Source organism: Micromonospora sp. DT31, assembly GCF_049841795.1.
Classification (GTDB): Bacteria; Actinomycetota; Actinomycetes; order Mycobacteriales; family Micromonosporaceae; genus Micromonospora.
Window position 1 is genome coordinate 179,580 of the sequence record NZ_JBNCKZ010000010.1, and the last position, 18,577, is coordinate 198,156.

Sequence of the window (18,577 nt, forward strand, 5' to 3'; positions counted from 1 at the left end):
AAGGGCCCCCTTTTAACAGCGCCAGCCCGCGCGGTGGGCCGCCCGCGTGGGCGGCGGCGGACGGGGTAGAACGATCGGCATGGCTGAGACCGACAGCGCCCCCGGAGCGCAGGAGTTCATCCCGCCCGGCGCGGGCACCATCGACGAACTGCGCGCCGCCGCCACCGGATGCCAGGGCTGCGAGCTGTACCGGAACGCCACCCAGACCGTCTTCGGCCGCGGCGACGAGCACGCCCGGGTGGTCTTCGTCGGCGAGCAGCCGGGCGACATCGAGGACCAGCAGGGGCTGCCGTTCGTCGGCCCGGCCGGGCGGCTGCTGCGCAGGGCCGTCGACGACGCCGCGCTCGACCCCGGCCAGATCTACCTGACGAACGCCGTGAAGCACTTCCGCTTCGAACTGCGCGGCAGGCGGCGCATCCACCAGACCCCGGACCGGGTGCACGTCACCGCCTGCCGGCCCTGGCTGGTCGCCGAGTTCGCCCGGCTGCGCCCGCAGATCGTGGTGGTGCTCGGCGCCACCGCCGCCAAGGCGCTGCTCGGCCCGTCGTTCCGGGTCACGAAGCAGCGCGGCGAGCTGCTGCCCTGGCCGGCCGCCGCGCAGCACCCGGAGGACTTCGCGCGGGTGCCGGTGGACCGGGCCGGCGACGTCGCCGACGCCCCGGCGGCCCGGCTGCTGGCCACCATCCACCCGTCCGCGGTGCTGCGCGCCGACAACCAGGACGTCGCGTACGAGGGCCTGGTCGCCGACCTGGCGGTGGCCGCGAAGGCGCTGCGCTGAGTCAGGCGCGTTGCTGCCAGGTGCAGAGGCACACCCGGTTGCCGTCCGGGTCGGCGAGCACCCAGAAGCTCGGCGCCTCCGCGTCGCTGACCAGCGTGCCGCCGGCCGCCAGCGCCGCCGCGATGCGCGCGTCCACCTCGGCCGGGTCGACCCACACGTCCGGGTGCCACCGCTGTCGCGGCTCCTCGCGGCCGGAGCGCTGGAACCAGACCGTCGGCAGCACGCCGGCCGGGTCGCGTACCTCGTCGTCGGAGGCCTGGCCCTCCGGCGAGTGCCAGGTCAGGACCGCCCGCCAGAACGGCAGCACGGCCGCGTGCTCCGGGGTGTCCAGGGCGAGTTCCAGGCGGGACAGCCCGGCCGCCGACAGGGTCAGCCCGGCATCGGCGGCCCGCTCCGAGACGAACCGAGCCAGCCGCAGGTCACGCTGGGTCACGCCGCCCACGTCGTGCGACCGGAGCCGTACGTCCACGTGGGTGTAGCGCAGGTCCAGGTCGGGATGGTGATCGACCCGCTCGGCCTCCGCGCCCACCGCGGCGACCAGGGCCAGCCCGGCGGCGAAATCCGGGGTACGGATGCGCGTCTGCAACGCCCCCAGCAGGTACGTCCATCCGTCCAGCCCGGCCTCGGCGACCTGTTTCCCCGTGAGTGTGCTCATCCCGTCATCCTGGCGTGCGTCCCGCCCGGCCGCCACCATCCACACGGGATCGTCGGGGGTGTCGGGGTGCGGCCCCGGCGTTGAGCCGGTTCGGAGAACCGCGCGGTGGCCGTCCGCCCCGGCCGGCGGGAGCGCCGGACGTGAGCGGCGCTCGCCCCTGTCCGGGGCGGCTGAGCGTGCCAGACTGGCCGCCATGGAGCAGCATCTCTACGAGGCCGTCCACGACGAGTTCCGCGACCTGTGCCGCCGGTTCCTGACTCGGGAGGCGGTGCCGCACCACGAGCGCTGGGAGGCCGACGGGATCGTCGACCGGCAGGTGTGGCGGGCCGCCGGCGCGGCCGGGCTGCTCGGCCCGGACGTGGACCCGGAGTACGGCGGCGGCGGGCAGCGCGACTTCCGGTTCAACGCGGTGCTCGACGAGGAGATCGTCGCGGCCGGGTGCACCGGTCTGGGGTTCGGGCTGCACAACGACGTGGTCGCGCCGTACCTGACCGAGCTGACCACCGACGACCAGCGCAAGCGGTGGCTGCCGGGCTTCTGCTCCGGCGACCTGGTCACCGCGATCGCGATGAGCGAGCCGGGCGCGGGCAGCGACCTGGCCGGCATCCGCACCACTGCGGTACGCGACGGCGACAGCCTGGTCCTCAACGGGCAGAAGACGTTCATCACCAACGGCGAGATGGCCGACCTCGTGGTCGTGGTGGTCAAGACCGCGCCGGAGCAGGGCGCGCACGGGGTGAGCCTGGTGGTGGTGGAGAACGGTACGCCGGGCTTCAGCCGGGGACGGCGGCTGGCCAAGGTCGGCCTGAAGGCAAACGACACCGCCGAGCTGTTCTTCGACGACTGCCGGGTGCCGGCGGAGAACCTGATCGGCACCGAGAACCAGGGCTTCTACCACCTGATGGCCAACCTGCCCCGGGAGCGGCTCAGCATCGCGGTCGCGGCGGTGGCGGCCTGCGAGAGGCTGCTGGCGATCACGATCGAGCACGCCCGCTCCCGGGAGGCGTTCGGCCGGCCGATCGGCCGGTTCCAGCACAACCGGTTCCTGCTGGCCGAGCTGGACACCGAGATCACCATCGCGCGGACGTTCGTCAACCACTGCGTCGCCGAGTTCAACGCCGGCCGGTTGTCGGTGACCGACGCGGCGAAGGCCAAGTGGTGGACCACCGAGTTGCAGACGAAGGTCGCCGACCGGTGCGTGCAGTTGCACGGCGGTTACGGCTTCATGCTGGAGTACCCGGTGGCGAAGGCGTGGCTGGACAGCCGGGTGCAGACCATCTACGGGGGCACCACCGAGATCATGAAGGAGATCATCGGCCGCGGTCTCGGCCTGTAGCGAAACCGGTTGCCGACCGGCGCACACGCTGCGGAAGGATAGGCATCCCCGCAGCTTGAGGAGCGCGCCCATGGCCACCGACCTGACCGCGCCGGCCCTGCCCCGGCCCGACGTCGCCGCTGTCCAGCGCCGTACCGTCCGGTTGCTCTTCCTCACCCAGATCATCGGCGGCATCGGCGTCACCATCGGCATCTCGGTCGGGGCGCTGCTCGCCGCCCGGGTCGCCGGCACCGCCCTGGCGGGACTGGCGCAGAGCGCCGGGGTGGTGGGGGGCGCGCTGCTGGCCGTACCTGTCACGCGGCTCATGCTGGCCCGCGGACGGCGACCGGGTCTGGTCGTCGCGTACCTGGTCGGCGCGGTCGGTGGTGTGCTGGTGGTGGTCGCCGCGGTGACCCGCCTGGTGCCGCTGCTCTTCCTCGGCATGTTGCTGTTCGGCGGCGGCACGGCGGCCAACCTCCAGGCCCGCTACACCGCCGTGGACCTGGCCGAGCCGCAGCGCCGGGGACGCCAGCTCTCGCTCGTGGTGTGGGCCACCACCATCGGCGCGGTGGCCGCGCCGAACTTCGCCGCGCTCGCCGACGCCACCACCCGGGGATGGGGCCTGCCGAACCTGGCCGGGCCGTTCGCCTTCAGCTCGGTCGCGTTCGCGCTGGCCGCCGTCCTGATCCTGGTACTGCTGCGGCCGGATCCGCTGCTCACCGCGCGCCGGCTGACGGCGGCCGAGCCGGCACCGGGCGCCGCGCCGACGCGCGTGCGCCGCGGGGGCATGGGCGCCGCGTGGCGGACGGTACGCCGTCGGCCGGCTGCCCGCCTCGGCGTCGCCGCGGTCGCGGTGGGGCACCTGGTGATGGTCGCGGTGATGTCGATGACCCCGGTGCACCTGGGCGAGTGGCACTCCGACGCGGACGTGCTGCCCGTGGTCGGCCTGGTGCTGAGTCTGCACATCGCCGGCATGTACGCGCTCTCGCCGGTGACGGGCTGGCTCACCGACCGGGTGGGCCGCCGCCCGGTCATCCTCGGTGGGGTGGGGTTGCTGCTGGCCGCGTGCGCGGTGGCCGGCACCGCCGGGCACCACACGGCGTTGCTCTCGGTGGGGCTGGTCCTGCTCGGGCTCGGCTGGTCGGGCACCATGGTGGCGGGCTCGACGCTGCTGTCCGAGTCGGTGCCCACCAACGACCGCCCCGGCGTGCAGGGCCTGTCCGACCTGCTCATGGGGTTGGCCGGGGCGGGCGGGGCGGCGGCGAGCGGGTTCGTGATGCGGGCCGTGGGGTATCCGACGCTCACCCTGCTGGCGGCGATCGCGGTGGTGCCGCTGGTGGCGCTGGCGCTGCGCCGGTCGGGCCCGGGCCCACTCGACGAGGAGGACTGACCAGGTGCGGTTGACCGACTTCTGGACCCGGCTGGAGGAGGCGTTCGGCCCGGGGTACGCGACGAGCATCGCCAGCGACCAGGTGCTCTCCCAACTCGGTGGGCGGACCATCGAGCAGGCCCTCGCGGCCGGTGAGCAAACGCACGTGGTGTGGCGCGCGGTGGTCGCCGCCTATCCCGACCGGGTGCCCGCCCGGCTACGCTGAGCAGCCTTTTCGTCGTTCCCGCGTGTCGCTTGCCCGGTCGTACACCTGTTCGGCTATTGTCCACAGCGGGGTGCTCGTCCACAGCTCACGGCCCGTCGGCTGGTTTTCTGTCGGACCTAGCGCCTAGCGTGTCCCGCGTGACGCGAAGCTCAGGAAAGACGCCGGCGAAGGCAGGGGTGGCAACGATGGCGGCAGGTCCTGACCGGGAGAAGGCGCTCGACCTTGCTCTCGCTCAGATCGACAAGCAGTTCGGCAAGGGTTCGGTGATGCGGTTGGGGGAGCGGCCCGTCGTGCAGACGGCGGTCATCACCACCGGCTCCATCGCGCTCGACGTGGCGCTCGGCGTGGGCGGTCTGCCCCGCGGTCGGGTCGTCGAGATCTACGGTCCGGAGTCCAGCGGTAAGACCACTGTCGCGCTGCACGCGGTTGCCAACGCCCAGCGGGCGGGCGGCATCGCCGCGTTCATCGACGCCGAGCACGCGCTCGACCCGGATTACGCGCGGGCCCTCGGCGTCGACACCGACGCCCTGCTGGTCTCCCAGCCGGACACCGGCGAGCAGGCGCTGGAGATCGTGGACATGCTGGTCCGTTCCGGCGCGATCGACGTCATCGTGATCGACTCGGTGGCGGCCCTGGTGCCACGCGCCGAGATCGAGGGCGAGATGGGCGACAGCCACGTGGGTCTGCAGGCCCGGCTGATGAGCCAGGCGCTGCGGAAGATCACCGGTGTGCTCAACAACACCGGCACCACCGCGATCTTCATCAACCAGCTCCGCGAGAAGATCGGCGTGATGTTCGGCAGCCCGGAGACCACCACCGGTGGTCGGGCGCTGAAGTTCTACGCCTCGGTCCGGCTCGACGTGCGTCGCATCGAGAGCCTCAAGGACGGAACCGACGTGGTCGGCAACCGCACCCGGGTCAAGGTCGTGAAGAACAAGGTCGCGGCGCCGTTCAAGCAGGCCGAGTTCGACATCATGTACGGCAAGGGCATCTCCCGTGAGGGCTCGCTGATCGACGTCGGTGTGGAGCAGGCGATCATCCGCAAGTCCGGCGCCTGGTACACCTACGACGGTGACCAGCTCGGCCAGGGCAAGGAGAAGGCCCGCGAGTTCCTCCGGGAGAACCCGGACGTGGCGGCCGAGATCGAGAAGAAGATCCTGGAGAAGCTCGGCGTCGGCACCAGCGCGGGCGACGCCGCCGGCGGCCCGGAGTTGCCGCCGGTCGACTTCTGATCGGCTGATTCGTGGCAGGACGACGCGCCCGTACGGGACGGGGCTGGGATGCCAGCCCGCCCCGTACGGGCGACGCCACCGGAACGCCCCGGCCCCGCCGTGGGCGTCGTGACCACGCGGTGGACTCCGACGCCGGGCAGGCTCCGGCTCCGCCGCAGGACCCCGCCGAACTGGCGCGGGAGATCTGCCTGCGGCAGCTCGCGGTGCGGCCCCGCACCCGCGCCGAGCTGGCCGGCGCGTTGGCCCGCCGGGGCATCCCGGAGGAGGTCGCTGAGCAGGTTCTCGACCGTTACGACGAGGTCGGCATCATCGACGACGCCGCCTTCGCCCGCGCCTGGGTGAGCAGCCGGCACAACGGCCGGGGCCTGGCCCGCCGGGCGCTCGCCAACGAGTTGCGTCAGCGGGGCGTGGACGGCGAGGTGGCCGGCGTGGCCCTCGACGGGCTCGACGAGGAGACCGAGGCGCAGACGGCCCGGGTCCTCGTGGAGCGCAAGCTGCGCAGCACCAGGGGCGAGCCCGACGCGGTGTTCCGGCGCTTGGTCGCCATGCTGGCGCGCAAGGGCTACCCGGCCGGTGTGGCGATCCGGGCGGTGAAGGACGCGCTCGCCGCCCAGAGTGCGGAGGCCGCCGAGTTCGCCGAGCAGATCGACGCCGACGCGCTTGCCGACGCCGAGAACGACCTGGATGCCCGCCGGCACGACTGACCGACGCGTGCCGACGCCGAGGAGGAAGCAGGCGACGTGCTGAAGGCGTGTCTCAACGGCGCACGGCGGCGGGAGGAGCACGCCGCCGTGCCGCTCACCCCGGCGGAACTGGCCGCCGACGCGGCGCGCTGCGCGGACGCCGGTGCCGCAGCCGTGCACGTGCATCCCCGCGGCGACGACGGCGCCGAGTCGTTCGACCCGGCGGTGATCGCCGCGGCGGTAACCGCGATCCGGTCCGCCCGTCCCGGGTTGCCGGTCGGCGTCAGCACCGGCGCCTGGATCGTCCCCGACCCGGCCGCGCGGGTCGCGGCAGTCCGCGCCTGGACGGTGCTGCCCGACTTCGCCTCGGTCAACGCCCACGAACCCGGCGCGGCGCAGGTCGCGGCCGCCCTGCACGAGCGCGGCGTGCTGGTCGAGGCCGGCCTCTGGACGACCGCGGCGGTCGACGCCTGGCGCCGCTGGCCGACACCGGCCGGGCGGATCCTCGTCGAGTGCATGGCCGAGCCGGTGGAGACGGCGCTCGCCGACGCGGCCGCCATCCTTGCCGCGTTGCCAGGCGAGCGTCCACCGGTGCTGCTGCACGGTGAGGGCCCCGCCACCTGGCCGGTGTACGCCGAGGCGGTCCGCCGTGGGCTGCACACCCGGATCGGTCTGGAGGACACGTTGCTGCTGCCGGACGGCACCTCCGCGCCCGACAACGTGACCCTGGTGCGCACCGCCCACACGTTCCGCCGCCGCTGACCCGGGCGCTGCGTGACCAACCCAACTCGGGCGAGTGGTGTGGACACGCACGGCCGACGTTTACGCCGCACCGGGGCCTCGGGCGGGCCGGCGCACGGGCGGAGCGCCGGGGCGCGCGGCCAGACGTGGCCTGAGCAGGCCGGGAAGGTCACGGGACGATGACAGGCGGCGAATTTTGTCCGAGCGTGTCCGGCATCTGATCAGCAGTGCGTGACGCCGCAACTTCTCTCCGTCCGGGTGGCTTGATCATGACTTCTTGACCGAATGGCCCCTCGCGACCTAGCCTCGCCATACAGGCTCACTTTGCCCGACCAGCGCAGGCTAAGCGCACAACATAGATCGCGTAACAGAACAGCATCACTTTGGCCAGCTTCACCGGCCCCTTGACGGAGGCTCCGGACCCGTCCGGCGTGTCCGACAACTGCAACCGGTTGCTGGCGGTGCCCCGTGCGGGACACCGCCGACGGAAGGCTGCCCACTGCCAGCGCTCCGGTCGGGCGTTTAGAGCCGCAGGCGCATGTCCTGCGGTCGACGTTCAGGGGAGGCGGCCATGGTGGGGCGGCACAGGTTCACCGGCGGTCTGCCACAGGATCCCGGGCCGTCGCCGGGCGACACCTCCGGACGGGCCGAGGGCCCCCGGCGGGTGACCGGAACGGGACGGGCCGACCCGACGCGGCGATCCGGCCGGCGGGCGTACCGGTGCGGAGCGGTCGCATGAGCGCCTTCGACATCGTCCTGCTCCTGGTGGTGCTGCTGCTGGTCGTGGTGGTGGTCGGCGCGGTGCTCGTGGGGGTGCGTGCGGTCAGGCGGCTGAACGTCGCCCCCGCGCCCGAGGACCCGGGCTTCATCGCGGAGAAGGACCGGCAGGAGCAGTCCCTGGCCGCGCTGCGCACCGCGGCGAGCGAGGCGAACAGCACCATCGACGTGGCGAAGTCGGCCGCCTCGGCGGCCCGCGCCGAGGCGGCCGCCGCGAAGGCCGAGGCGAAGGCGGCCCGCGCGGAGGCGCGGCGGGTGCTCGACGACGCCCGGGCCGAGGCCGACACCGTGTTGGAACGGGCGCACAAGCAGGCCGAGGCGGACGCCGAGCAGTTGCGCACCACCGCGCGGCGCAGCGGCGAGCGGGAGGTGGCGGTGCTGGCCGCGACCACCCGGGAGCAGGCCGCCGAGGTGGAGCGGCGGGCGGCCCGGATGGACGAGCGGGAACGGCTGCACACCGAGGAGGTGGAGCGGCTCGCCGAGCGGGAGCGGCAGCTCACCGCGGCCGCCGCGGCGCTCGTCGCCCGGGAGGCCGCGCTCGTCGAGCGGGAGCGGACCCTGACCGAGGTGGAGGAGCAGCGGCGCCGCGAGTTGGAACGGGTGGCCGGGCTGACCGCCGACGCGGCCCGCGTCGAGCTGGTCGAGTCGATCGAGGGGCAGGCCAAGCGGGAGGCCGCGCTGCTGGTCCGGGAGATCGAGGCGGACGCCCGGGGCAGCGCCGAGCAGCGCGCCCGCAACATCGTGGTGGACGCCATCCAGCGGGTGGCCAGCGAGCAGACCGCGGAGAGTGTGGTCAGCGTGCTGCACCTGCCCGGCGACGAGATGAAGGGTCGGATCATCGGCCGGGAGGGGCGCAACATCCGCGCCTTCGAGTCGGTCACCGGCGTCAACCTGATCATCGACGACACCCCCGAGGCGGTGCTGCTGTCCTGCTTCGACCCGGTCCGCCGGGAGGTCGGCCGGGTGACGCTGGAGAAGCTGGTCCTGGACGGCCGGATCCATCCGCACCGGATCGAGGAGGTCTACGACCTCGCCCGGCAGGAGGTGGAGGACCTGTGCCACCGGGCCGCCGAGGACGCGCTCGTCGAGGTCGGCATCACCGAGATCCACCCGGAGCTGGTCACCCTGCTGGGCCGGTTGCGCTACCGGACGTCGTACGGGCAGAACGTGCTCAAGCACCTGGTGGAGACCGCACACATCGCCGGTGTGATGGCCGCCGAGCTGCGGCTGGACGTGCCGACGATCAAGCGGTGCGCGTTCCTGCACGACATCGGCAAGGCGCTCACCCACGAGGTGGAGGGCAGCCACGCCATCATCGGCGCGGACGTGGCCCGTAAGTACGGCGAGAGCGAGGACGTGGTGCACGCCATCGAGGCGCACCACAACGAGGTGCCGCCGCAGACCATCGAGGCGGTGCTCACCCAGGCGTCGGACGCGTGCTCGGGCGGTCGGCCCGGCGCGCGGCGGGAGAGCCTGGAGGCGTACGTCAAGCGGCTGGAGCGGATCGAGGAGATCGCCGCCGGCAAGCTGGGCGTGGAGAAGGTCTTCGCCATGCAGGCGGGCCGGGAGATCCGGGTGATGGTCAAGCCGGACGACGTGGACGACATCGGCGCGGCGGTACTGGCCCGGGACGTGGCCAAGCAGATCGAGGAGGAGCTGACCTACCCGGGTCAGATCCGGGTGACCGTGGTCCGCGAGTCCCGGGTCACCGAGATCGCCCGCTGACCGGCCGACAACGCGGAACGGGCGGGTGGGGGAGTTCCCCCACCCGCCCGTCGCGTCAGCGCGGTCGAGTCAGCTCACAGTGGCGTGACGCCGGTGCCGCCGTCGGTCTGGGTGGCCGGCAGCGGCTTGACCGCGCTGCGCGGCAGCCGGGTCAGCCGCTTCTGCAACCACCAGGCCAGCACCGACAGCAGGCCGCAGATGGCGATGTAGATGGCCGCGACGATCAGGTACGTCGGCACGTACGGCAGGCCGAAGGCCAGCCGGCCACCGATCTGCTTGCCGGCGAAGAGCAGCTCCGGGTACGTGATGATGAAACCGAGCGCGGTGTCCTTGAGCAGCACCACGAGCTGGCTCACGATCGCCGGCAGCATCGCCCGGAACGCCTGCGGCAGCAGGATCAGCCGCAGCACCTGGTTCTTGCGCAGGCCCACCGCGTACGCGCCCTCGGTCTGCCCGTACGGCACGGCGTTGATGCCGGCCCGGAAGATCTCCGCCAGCACCGAGCCGTTGTAGAGCGTCAGGCCGATGACCAGCGCCCAGAACTTGTCGATCGGCCAGCCGTACTGCAACGGCACGTAGTAGCCGAAGAAGATGAGGATCAGCAGCGGGATGGCCCGGAACAGCTCCACCACGAACGTGGCCGGGGCGCGGAACAGCGCCCGGTCGCTGAGCCGGGCACTGGCGAAGACGGCGCCGAACAGCAGCGCCAGCACGGTGGCGACCGCGGCGGCCTTCAGCGTGGCCCACAGGCCGTTCAGCAGTTCCCGCTGCACCGCCGCGTACTGGAACTGCTCCCACTTGCGGGCCTCGAACTGGCCGGTCTGGTCGAACTTGTAGATCACGAACGCGATCAGCGCGACGATCGCCGCGACCGAGACGACACCGAGGACCCGGTTGCGCAGTCGGGCCTTGGGGCCGGGGATGTCGTAGAGGATGCTGCTGCTCATCGGGCCACCGCCCACTTGCGCTCGAGGAACCGCTGAAGCAGGACCAGCGGGAGGATGAGGATCAGGAATCCGATGACGATCCAGGTGAGTACGGCGAACTGTGGCTCACCGCGTTCGGCCATGTACGCCGGGATGGCGCCGGCCTCCAGCACGGAGAAACCGGCGGCGATCGTGGTGTTCTTCAACATGGCGATGAGCACGCTCATCAGCGGCGGCACCATGGCGCGCACCGCCTGCGGCAGCACGATGAGCGTGAGCACCTGGATGAACGTCATGCCCAGCGCCCGCGCGGCCTCGGCCTGGCCGGTGGCGACGGTGTTCACGCCGGAGCGGATCACCTCACAGATGAACGCCGAGGTGTAGGCGACCAACGCGATGCAGGCGCTGTTGAAGTAGTCGATGTTGACGTCCAGCTTCGGCACCGCGAAGACGAGGAACGCGAACACCAGCGTCAGCGGGGTGTTGCGGATCAGGTTGACGTAGGTGGCCCCGAAGGCCCGCAGCGCGGGCACCGGTGACACCCGCATCGCGCCGAGCAGCGTACCGAGAACGAGGCTGCCGACGCCGGCGATCAGGAACAGCTTGACGGTGTTGTAGAACCCCTCGCGGAACAGGGCCTCGTTGTCCGTCAGGACGCGGAAGAACTCGCCCATGCCTCGCTCTCACTCTGTCGGACGGGACCGGGCGGGGAGGAGGTGCCTCCCCGCCCGGCGCGACGTCGGTGGCGGACCGTCAGTACCGCTCGAGCTTCGGCTCGGTGGCCGGCGAGCCGGACTTGCCAAGCGTGCCCTCGTAGATCTTCTTCCAGGTGCCGTCGGTGAACGCCGCCTCGATCTGGTCGTTCACGTAGTCGCGCAGCGCCTTGTCGTCCTTGGGCAGGCCGATGCCGTACTTCTCGGTGCTGAACGGCTGGCCGACGACCTTGAGCTCGTCCGGGTTCTGCGCGGCGTAGCCCTTGAGGATGGCGTCGTCGGTGGTGACCGCGTCGACCTTCTTGTCGAGCAGCTGGGAGACGCACTCGGAGTAGGTCTTGAACTCGACGATGTTGTTCGCCTCGGTCAGGCCCTCGTCCCGGACCTTCTGGATCGGGGTGGAGCCGGTGGCCGAGCAGACCTTCTTGCCCTTGAGCGTGTCCTTGCCGGTGATGGCCGACTCGTCCTTGCGGACCAGCAGGTCCTGGCCGGCGACGAAGTACGGGCCGGCGAAGGAGACGTCGTTCTTGCGCTTGTCGGTGATCGAGTAGGTGCCGACGTAGTAGTCGATCTCACCACCCTTGATCGCGGTCTCCCGGTTGGCCGACGCGATCTCCTTGTACTCGATCTTCGCCGGGTCGACGCCGAGCTTGCTGGCAACGTACTGGGCGATCTCGATGTCGAAGCCGCAGCGCTTGCCCTGGGCGTCCTTGTAGCCGAGGTTCGGCTGGTCGAACTTGACGCCGATGACGACCTTGCCGGCCGATTTGATCTTGTCGAAGGCCGGGCTGCCGGCGACGCTGGCGTCCGTCTTGGGGGTGAAGGTGACGCCCGAGGTGGAGCAGTTGTCGCCCTGGGCTCCACCGCTGGCGTTGCCGCCGCCGTTGGGGGCCGGGTCGCCCTCCTTGCCACAGGCCGCCACGGACAGGGCGAGCGAGGCCATCATGGCCACCGCGGCCACGCGCTTGTACCGCATACACATCTCCTTCTAGGGGCGAGTCGCCTGGACGACTCCACTACATACGCTCAGTGCGTGAGGATCTTGGAGAGGAAGTCCTTGGCCCGCTCGCTGCGCGGGTTCGCGAAGAACTCCGCCGGCGGGGCGTCCTCGACCAGCTTGCCGTCGGCCATGAAGATGACCCGCTTGGCCGCGTGCCGAGCGAAGCCCATCTCGTGCGTGACCACCACCATGGTCATGCCCTCGCGGGCCAGCGCCGTCATCACGTCCAGGACCTCGCCGACCATCTCCGGGTCGAGCGCGCTGGTCGGCTCGTCGAAGAGCATCGCCTTGGGCTGCATGGCCAGCGCGCGGGCGATCGCCGCCCGCTGCTGCTGACCGCCGGAGAGCTGCGCCGGGTACTTGTCCGCCTGGTTGGCGATGCCCACCCGGTCGAGCAGGGCCAGGCCGCGCTCGCGGGCGGCGGCCGGCTTCTCCCGGCGTACCTTGATCGGCCCCAGCGTGACGTTCTCCAGGATGGTCTTGTGCGCGAAGAGGTTGAACGACTGGAACACCATGCCGACCTCGCTGCGCAGCTTGGCCAGCGGCTTGCCCTCGGCGGGCAGCGGCTGCCCGTCGAAGGTGATGGTGCCCTTGTCGATCGGCTCCAGCCGGTTGATCGCGCGGCACAGCGTCGACTTGCCGGAACCGGACGGGCCGATCACCACGACCACCTCGCCCCGGGCGACGGAGAGGGACACGTCGTCGAGCACATGCAGCGGCCCGAACCACTTGTTGACCCCGTCGAGCACGATCAGCGGGTCGCCCGTCGTCACGTCGTCCACCGTCCCTGTCGTCCATGGCGGATTCGGGGGTCGGTCGACCCCCGGTTGGGCAACTGTAGGCGGCCTGACATGGCAGAACGCAACTCGGTTGGTCACGGAGCGATAACACCGGTCACCGCCGTGCCGGTGCGTCCGAATTTTGTCACCCTCGGAGCGGGCCGACTGGCGGCGTGGCCGCCGGACGGAGATCATGAGATCATGACCGACCCGATTCGGCTGACCGACTACGCCCGTGGTGGCGGTTGCGCCTGCAAGATCCCGCCCGGTGAGCTGGAGGTGATGGTCGCCGGTCTCGGTGCCACCGGTGGCACCGCCGACCTGCTGGTCGGCCTGGAGAACGGCGACGACGCCGCGGTGGTCCGGCTCGACGAGCGTACGGGCCTGGTCAGCACCGCCGACTTTTTCACCCCGGTGGTCGACGACGCCTACGACTGGGGGCGCATCGCCGCCGCCAACGCGTTCTCCGACGTGTACGCGATGGGCGGCATCCCGCTGGTGGCGCTCAACCTGCTCTGCTGGCCGCGCGGGGTGCTGCCGCCGGAGATGGCCCGCGAGGTGCTGCGTGGCGGTCTGGACGTGGCCCGGGAGGCGGACTGCCACCTGGCCGGCGGGCACAGCGTGGACGACGACAGCCCGAAGTACGGCCTGGCGGTCACCGGCGTGGTCCGGCCGGACGAGCTGATCACGCTGGACGCCGGGCGCGCCGGGCTGCCGCTGTCGCTGACCAAGCCGTTGGGTGTCGGCGTGCTCAACACCCGGCACAAGCAGACCGGGCGGCGTTTCCCCGAGGCGGTCGAGTCGATGGCCCGGCTCAACCGGGACGCCGGCCGCGACGCGGTGGCCGCCGGCATCCGCTGCGGCACCGACGTGACCGGCTTCGGGCTGCTCGGGCACGCCTCGAAGCTGGCCCGGGCCAGCCGGCTCACGGTGGTGATCGACGCCGCCGCGGTGCCGTACCTGCCGGGGGCGCGGGAGGCGCTGCGCGACGGGTACGTCAGCGGCGGCACCCGGCGCAACCTGGACTGGGTCACCCCGTGGACCGACTTCGGCGGCGCGGACGAGGGGGAGCGGCTGCTGCTGGCCGACGCGCAGACCTCGGGCGGGCTGCTGGTCGCCGGCGAGGTGCCGGGCGGCACGATCATCGGCGAGTTGCTGCCCGCCTCGGAGCACCTGATCCGGGTGCGCTGAGCCGCGGACCGCGGCGTGGCCGGGCCGTGGCGCGGTACCGTACCCGATAAACTGTCATCTTCCCGCTACTCCGGCAACGTCGCCCGAGGGAATTCTGCCCGGAATGGTCACAGACCGGTAACTTGCGCCCGGCTGAGGGCAAATGCCCTCCACCATCGTCAGTAAGGCCCGATCCGGAGGCCGGTGGAACGAGCGCAGCGAGGAGGCGGCATGACCGAGCTGTGGAACTGGAGAATCGACGGCAGTGCGCCGGTGGAGGTCTACCCGGCGCTGGCCGAGGCCCTCGGACGGGTGGTCATGCCGCTCGCCGTGGCCGACCCGGCCCGACTGCCCGCGTACGCGGTGGTCTGCGACGTGTGGGAGGCGCCCGGGTTGTACGGCACCGTGGTCGACTGTTACGGCGTGCCCGAACGTCTGGCCGAGCTGCCCGCCATCGCGGCACTGGCCCGGCTGCTGGGCCGCAACTGCCTGGTGCGTGACGACACGCTCGACGCCGGCCGGCACCTGCTGGTCGCCCCGGACGGCACGATCCGCCCGGTGCACTTCGACGTGGCCGACACCGAGGACGGCGAGGTGCTCAGCAACCACCGGCTCTGCACGTCGGGCGACCCCGGCTGCCGGGGCTGGTCGCAGTGCCACCGCTCCCGCTGGGCCCCCGACTCGGTCGGCCCGGCGCTCGCCGCCGCCTGAGCGCGACCGCCCGCTGCCCGCGCCGAGGCGCCCGCCACCCGGGCGGGTCGGCGGTCGGCGGCGGCCGGGTCAGCCCCGCGTCGCCGGCTGCTGGCCCCGCACCACGAGCTGGTCGAGCAGGGTGGCGGTGGCCGCCGCCACCGCCTCCACCGCGGCGTCGAACGCGGCGGCGTTGTGCGCCGCCGGGGCGCGGAACCCGGAGATCTTCCGGACGTACTGCAACGCGGCCGCCCGGATGTCCTCCTCGGTCACCACCGGGACGTACGGCTCACGCAAGGTCTTGATGCTCCGGCACATGGGTCCTCCTCGTTCGATCCGATCGACTCCACCCGGATACGCTGTCCGGGTCATGACTACCGCACCCGCGGGCAGCCCGCGCACCTACCAGGTGCGAACGTACGGCTGCCAGATGAACGTGCACGATTCCGAACGCATCTCCGGCCTCCTGGAGGGCGCCGGCTACGTGCGTGCCGCCGAGGCCGACGACCAACCCGACGTGGTGGTGTTCAACACCTGCGCGGTCCGGGAGAACGCCGACAACCGCCTCTACGGCAACCTGGGTCATCTGCGCCCGGTCAAGGTCAGGCACCCCGGCATGCAGATCGCGGTCGGCGGCTGCCTGGCCCAGAAGGACCGGGGCGAGATCGTGCGCAAGGCACCCTGGGTGGACGTGGTCTTCGGCACGCACAACATCGGGTCGCTGCCGGCGCTGCTGGACAGGGCCCGGCACAACACCACCGCCGAGGTGGAGATCCTCGAATCGCTTGAGGTGTTCCCCTCCACGCTGCCGACCCGGCGCGAGTCGACGTACGCCGGCTGGGTGTCCATCTCGGTCGGCTGCAACAACACCTGCACGTTCTGCATCGTGCCCTCCCTGCGCGGCAAGGAGAAGGACCGCCGCCCCGGCGACATCCTGTCCGAGGTACGCGCCCTCGTCGACTCCGGCGTGCTGGAGGTGACGCTGCTCGGGCAGAACGTCAACTCCTACGGCGTCGAGTTCGGCGACCGGTACGCGTTCGGCAAGCTGCTGCGCGCCTGCGGCGACATCGACGGGCTGGAGCGGGTGCGGTTCACCAGCCCGCACCCGAAGGACTTCACCGACGACGTGATCGCCGCGATGGCCGAGACGCCGAACGTCTGCCACTCGCTGCACATGCCGTTGCAGTCCGGCTCGGACGACGTGCTGCGGGCGATGCGCCGCTCGTACCGGTCGGAGCGTTACCTCGGGATCATCTCCAAGGTCCGGGCGGCGATGCCGGACGCGGCCATCACCACCGACATCATCGTCGGCTTCCCCGGCGAGACCGAGGCCGACTTCGCCCGCACCCTCGACGTGGTCCGGGAGGCCCGGTTCTCCTCGGCGTTCACGTTCCAGTACTCCAAGCGCCCCGGCACCCCGGCCGCGACCATGGACGGGCAGATCCCGAAGCAGGTGGTGCAGGAGCGCTACGAGCGGCTGATCGCCTGCGTCGAGGAGATCACCTGGGCGGAGAACAAGAAGCTGGTCGGGGAGACCGTCGAGGTGCTGGTCGCCGTCGGCGAGGGCCGCAAGGACGAACGCACCGGCCGGATGTCCGGCCGGGCCCGCGACGGCCGGCTGGTGCACTTCGCCACCGGTGAACTGGCCGGACAGATCCGCCCCGGCGACATCGTGCACACCACGGTCACGTACGCCGCCCCGCACCACCTCAACGCCGACGGGGCGCCGCTGGCGCACCGGCGGACCCCGGCCGGCGACGCGGCCGAGGCGGGACAGGTGCCGCGTACGCCGGGGGTGCTGCTGGGCCTGCCGACGATCGGCGCGCCGGCCGTGGCACCCGCCCCCACCGGCGGTTGTGCCACCTCCTGACCGCCCCCGCCGTCCCCCACCCCCAGGTGTAAGGAAGGGCCCCTTATTGACACTGGGTGTTAATAAGGGGCCCTTCCTCTACCGCAGGCGTTAAAAGGGGGCCCTTCCCTACACGGTCAGCAAGCGGTGCCGTTGAGCTTCACGGCGGCGGGGTTGGCGGCGGTTCCGTTGGCGGTGAAGCCGACGGTCACCGACGCTCCCGGCGCCAGCGACGACGCCCAGGCCGGCGCGGCGGCCGTGACCGTGGTGCCGGACTGCGTGACCGTGGCGTTCCAGCCGCTGGCCAGCGTCACCCCGGCCGGCCAGGTCCAGGTGGTCGACCACGGGTTCACCGCCGCGGTGCCGGTGTTCTTCACGGTCAGTTCGCCCTGGAAGCCGCCCGCCCAGGCGTTCACCTGCTGGTAGCTGGCGGTGCAGCCGCCGCTCGGCGCGGGCGTGGTCGGGTTCGGGCCGGGGGTGGTCGGGTTGGGCGTGGGGGACCCGGTGCCGGTCGGCACCGGCGACGGGTTGCCGCCTCCGGTCGGCGGGATCAGGTAGGGCTGGAGGATGTCCTGCTTGGCCTGGTTGATCGTGGTCCAGTCGTCGTTGGCGATGCCGCCGGTGTCACCGGAGTTCGGGTTCCACGACCAGTAGGTGAACGACATCCCGTTGACCCCGGTGCCGGTGTAGGCCATCAGGTTCTGCAGCCAGATCTTGTCCTTCGGGTCCTGCAGCGTGCTGCCGAACTCGCCCATCATGATCGGCGCGATGTTCTGCTTGTAGAGGTAGCCCCAGTACTTGTCCCAGATCGCCGGCATGTTGGCCGGGAAGGTCGGGTCGTCGAACCAGGCCTGGCGGTAGACCGAGGTGGCGTACTCGTGCGGCGAGTAGACCAGCCGGTTGGCGACGTTCAGCCGCACCGGGAACTGCCCGGCCTTGGACAGGTTGCCGCCCCACCAGCCGCAGTCCTCGTCGTTGCTGGGGTCGTTGTCCCAGACGTTCGACAGGCCGCCGCTGGGGCAGCTCACCCCTTCGACGAAGATCAGCCAGTTGGGTTGCACGCCGAGGATCGCGTTGCCGGCCCGCTCGGCGGCCAGCCGCCAGTCCCGGGCGGTGTCGCCGCAGCCCCAGCAGGCGCCGGTGGCCGCCGGGTTGGTGCCCTCGGCGTGCGGCTCGTTGTGCAGGTCCGCGCCGATCACGGTGGGGTTGTTCGCGTACCGCTGGGCCATCGCCTTCCAGTCGTTGATCCAGGTCGCCTCGGAGACCGTCGAGGTGTACCAGAGCGGCGACTGCCCGGCCGAGGTGGGCCGGTGCCGGTCCAGGATGACCCGCATCCCCTTGCCGCCCACGTAGTCGATGACCTTGTCGAGGATCTGCAGCGGGGAGAGCCCGACGAGGTCCGGGTTGACGAAGTCGTTGATGCCGGTGGCGGTCGCGCCGGGCTTGATCGCGTCGTTGGAGTACGGGATGCGCAGCGTGTTGTAGCCCAGCCGGGCCATGGTGTCGAGCTGGGACCGCCACGGGTTGCTCGACCACAGACCGTGGAACGTCTTGTTGTCGGTCTCCATCCCGAACCAGTTGATGCCGGTGAGCCGGACGGTTGCACCCGTACTGTCCACGATCTTGTTGCCGTTGGTGTGCAGGTAACCGGTGCCGGTGCCGCCGGCCGCCGCGGCGGCCGGTGTGGTGGCGACGGCGGCGGCGACGAGAACGCCGGCCGCGGCGGTGGCGAGCGCCGTCAGGGCGCCGCCGAGGGCGGTGGGTCGGTGCATGGAAGCTCCACTTCGGATGCCCGCGCCGCGCACACGCCGCGGGCGGCAGGACCAGGAGGTGCGGCCCGCTCCTCATCGAGTACGCGCACAGCGCGCGCCGGGCCGGTCACGTGGACGGCCAATCGCGAAAAGTCGCACCGGCGACCGTCGACGGCGAGATCAGCCGTCGTGCCCTCG

18 protein-coding genes are annotated in these 18,577 nt (G+C 71.8%); 11 read left to right on the top strand and 7 right to left on the bottom strand.

Going from position 1 to position 18,577, the window contains the following annotated elements; genetic code table 11:
- Window positions 1-79: 79 nt before the first annotated feature.
- Window positions 80-778, top strand: coding sequence for a UdgX family uracil-DNA binding protein (locus ACLQ2X_RS18740; RefSeq protein ID WP_425682327.1), 699 nt, complete (start codon window positions 80-82; stop codon window positions 776-778).
- Between the two features lies 1 nt (window position 779).
- On the opposite strand, the gene ACLQ2X_RS18745 is transcribed toward ACLQ2X_RS18740, so the two are convergent.
- Window positions 780-1,433 carry a 4a-hydroxytetrahydrobiopterin dehydratase gene (locus ACLQ2X_RS18745; RefSeq protein WP_425682328.1) on the bottom strand — a complete coding sequence of 218 codons (654 nt, stop codon included), beginning with the start codon at window positions 1,431-1,433 and terminating at the stop codon, window positions 780-782.
- A 193-nt stretch (window positions 1,434-1,626) separates the two neighbouring features.
- On the opposite strand from ACLQ2X_RS18745, the gene ACLQ2X_RS18750 reads away from it, so the two are divergent.
- From ACLQ2X_RS18750 to rny, 7 genes are all read left to right on the top strand, one after another.
- The gene (locus ACLQ2X_RS18750) at window positions 1,627-2,769 is read left to right on the top strand and encodes an acyl-CoA dehydrogenase family protein (RefSeq protein WP_425682329.1); all 1,143 of its coding nucleotides are present in this window, start codon (window positions 1,627-1,629) and stop codon (window positions 2,767-2,769) included.
- Window positions 2,770-2,839: 70 nt separating this feature from the next.
- Window positions 2,840-4,138 carry an MFS transporter gene (locus tag ACLQ2X_RS18755; RefSeq protein ID WP_425682330.1) on the top strand — a complete coding sequence of 433 codons (1,299 nt, stop codon included), beginning with the start codon at window positions 2,840-2,842 and terminating at the stop codon, window positions 4,136-4,138.
- 4 nt (window positions 4,139-4,142) lie between these two features.
- The gene (locus tag ACLQ2X_RS18760) at window positions 4,143-4,343 is read left to right on the top strand and encodes a DUF3046 domain-containing protein (protein WP_425682331.1); all 201 of its coding nucleotides are present in this window, start codon (window positions 4,143-4,145) and stop codon (window positions 4,341-4,343) included.
- A 185-nt stretch (window positions 4,344-4,528) separates the two neighbouring features.
- Window positions 4,529-5,575: a recombinase RecA gene (gene recA, locus ACLQ2X_RS18765; protein ID WP_425682332.1), complete on the top strand. Its 1,047-nt coding sequence runs from the start codon at window positions 4,529-4,531 to the stop codon at window positions 5,573-5,575.
- 11 nt (window positions 5,576-5,586) lie between these two features.
- A complete protein-coding gene (locus ACLQ2X_RS18770) occupies window positions 5,587-6,279 on the top strand; it encodes a regulatory protein RecX (RefSeq protein ID WP_425682333.1) in 693 nt (230 codons plus the stop codon).
- Between the two features lie 36 nt (window positions 6,280-6,315).
- Window positions 6,316-7,020: a 3-keto-5-aminohexanoate cleavage protein gene (locus ACLQ2X_RS18775; RefSeq protein ID WP_425682334.1), complete on the top strand. Its 705-nt coding sequence runs from the start codon at window positions 6,316-6,318 to the stop codon at window positions 7,018-7,020.
- Window positions 7,021-7,734: 714 nt separating this feature from the next.
- A complete protein-coding gene (gene rny / locus ACLQ2X_RS18780; RefSeq protein ID WP_425682335.1) occupies window positions 7,735-9,501 on the top strand; it encodes a ribonuclease Y in 1,767 nt (588 codons plus the stop codon).
- Between the two features lie 74 nt (window positions 9,502-9,575).
- Here the strand turns inward: rny and ACLQ2X_RS18785 are convergent, their stop codons facing one another.
- The 4 genes from ACLQ2X_RS18785 to ACLQ2X_RS18800 all read right to left on the bottom strand — a co-directional run bounded on the left by ACLQ2X_RS18785 (window position 9,576) and on the right by ACLQ2X_RS18800 (window position 12,922).
- Entirely contained in the window at window positions 9,576-10,448 is an 873-nt protein-coding gene (locus ACLQ2X_RS18785) for an amino acid ABC transporter permease (RefSeq protein ID WP_425682336.1), read from the bottom strand.
- Complete coding sequence (locus tag ACLQ2X_RS18790) at window positions 10,445-11,101, bottom strand: amino acid ABC transporter permease (RefSeq protein WP_425682337.1); 657 nt, start codon at window positions 11,099-11,101, stop codon at window positions 10,445-10,447. Before ACLQ2X_RS18790 ends, ACLQ2X_RS18785 begins: the two co-directional genes overlap by 4 nt.
- A 79-nt stretch (window positions 11,102-11,180) precedes the next feature.
- Window positions 11,181-12,116 (bottom strand): glutamate ABC transporter substrate-binding protein, encoded by a 936-nt coding sequence (locus tag ACLQ2X_RS18795; protein ID WP_425682338.1) that lies wholly within the window; start codon window positions 12,114-12,116, stop codon window positions 11,181-11,183.
- Window positions 12,117-12,166: 50 nt separating this feature from the next.
- Entirely contained in the window at window positions 12,167-12,922 is a 756-nt protein-coding gene (locus tag ACLQ2X_RS18800; protein ID WP_425682339.1) for an amino acid ABC transporter ATP-binding protein, read from the bottom strand.
- A gap of 198 nt (window positions 12,923-13,120) precedes the next feature.
- Here ACLQ2X_RS18800 and selD point away from each other — a divergent pair, with 198 nt between their 5' ends.
- Together selD and ACLQ2X_RS18810 are read left to right on the top strand one after the other, a co-directional pair.
- A complete protein-coding gene (gene selD / locus ACLQ2X_RS18805; RefSeq protein WP_425682340.1) occupies window positions 13,121-14,110 on the top strand; it encodes a selenide, water dikinase SelD in 990 nt (329 codons plus the stop codon).
- A gap of 210 nt (window positions 14,111-14,320) precedes the next feature.
- Window positions 14,321-14,800: a hypothetical protein gene (locus tag ACLQ2X_RS18810; RefSeq protein WP_425682341.1), complete on the top strand. Its 480-nt coding sequence runs from the start codon at window positions 14,321-14,323 to the stop codon at window positions 14,798-14,800.
- A 69-nt stretch (window positions 14,801-14,869) separates the two neighbouring features.
- Here ACLQ2X_RS18810 and ACLQ2X_RS18815 read toward each other — a convergent pair whose 3' ends face one another.
- Complete coding sequence (locus tag ACLQ2X_RS18815) at window positions 14,870-15,097, bottom strand: DUF2277 family protein (protein ID WP_425682342.1); 228 nt, start codon at window positions 15,095-15,097, stop codon at window positions 14,870-14,872.
- A gap of 52 nt (window positions 15,098-15,149) precedes the next feature.
- Between ACLQ2X_RS18815 and miaB the strand changes: the two genes are divergently transcribed.
- Window positions 15,150-16,649 (top strand): tRNA (N6-isopentenyl adenosine(37)-C2)-methylthiotransferase MiaB, encoded by a 1,500-nt coding sequence (gene miaB / locus ACLQ2X_RS18820; protein ID WP_425682343.1) that lies wholly within the window; start codon window positions 15,150-15,152, stop codon window positions 16,647-16,649.
- A 116-nt stretch (window positions 16,650-16,765) separates the two neighbouring features.
- Here miaB and ACLQ2X_RS18825 read toward each other — a convergent pair whose 3' ends face one another.
- Window positions 16,766-18,400 carry a cellulase family glycosylhydrolase gene (locus ACLQ2X_RS18825; protein WP_425682344.1) on the bottom strand — a complete coding sequence of 545 codons (1,635 nt, stop codon included), beginning with the start codon at window positions 18,398-18,400 and terminating at the stop codon, window positions 16,766-16,768.
- Window positions 18,401-18,577 lie beyond the last annotated feature (177 nt).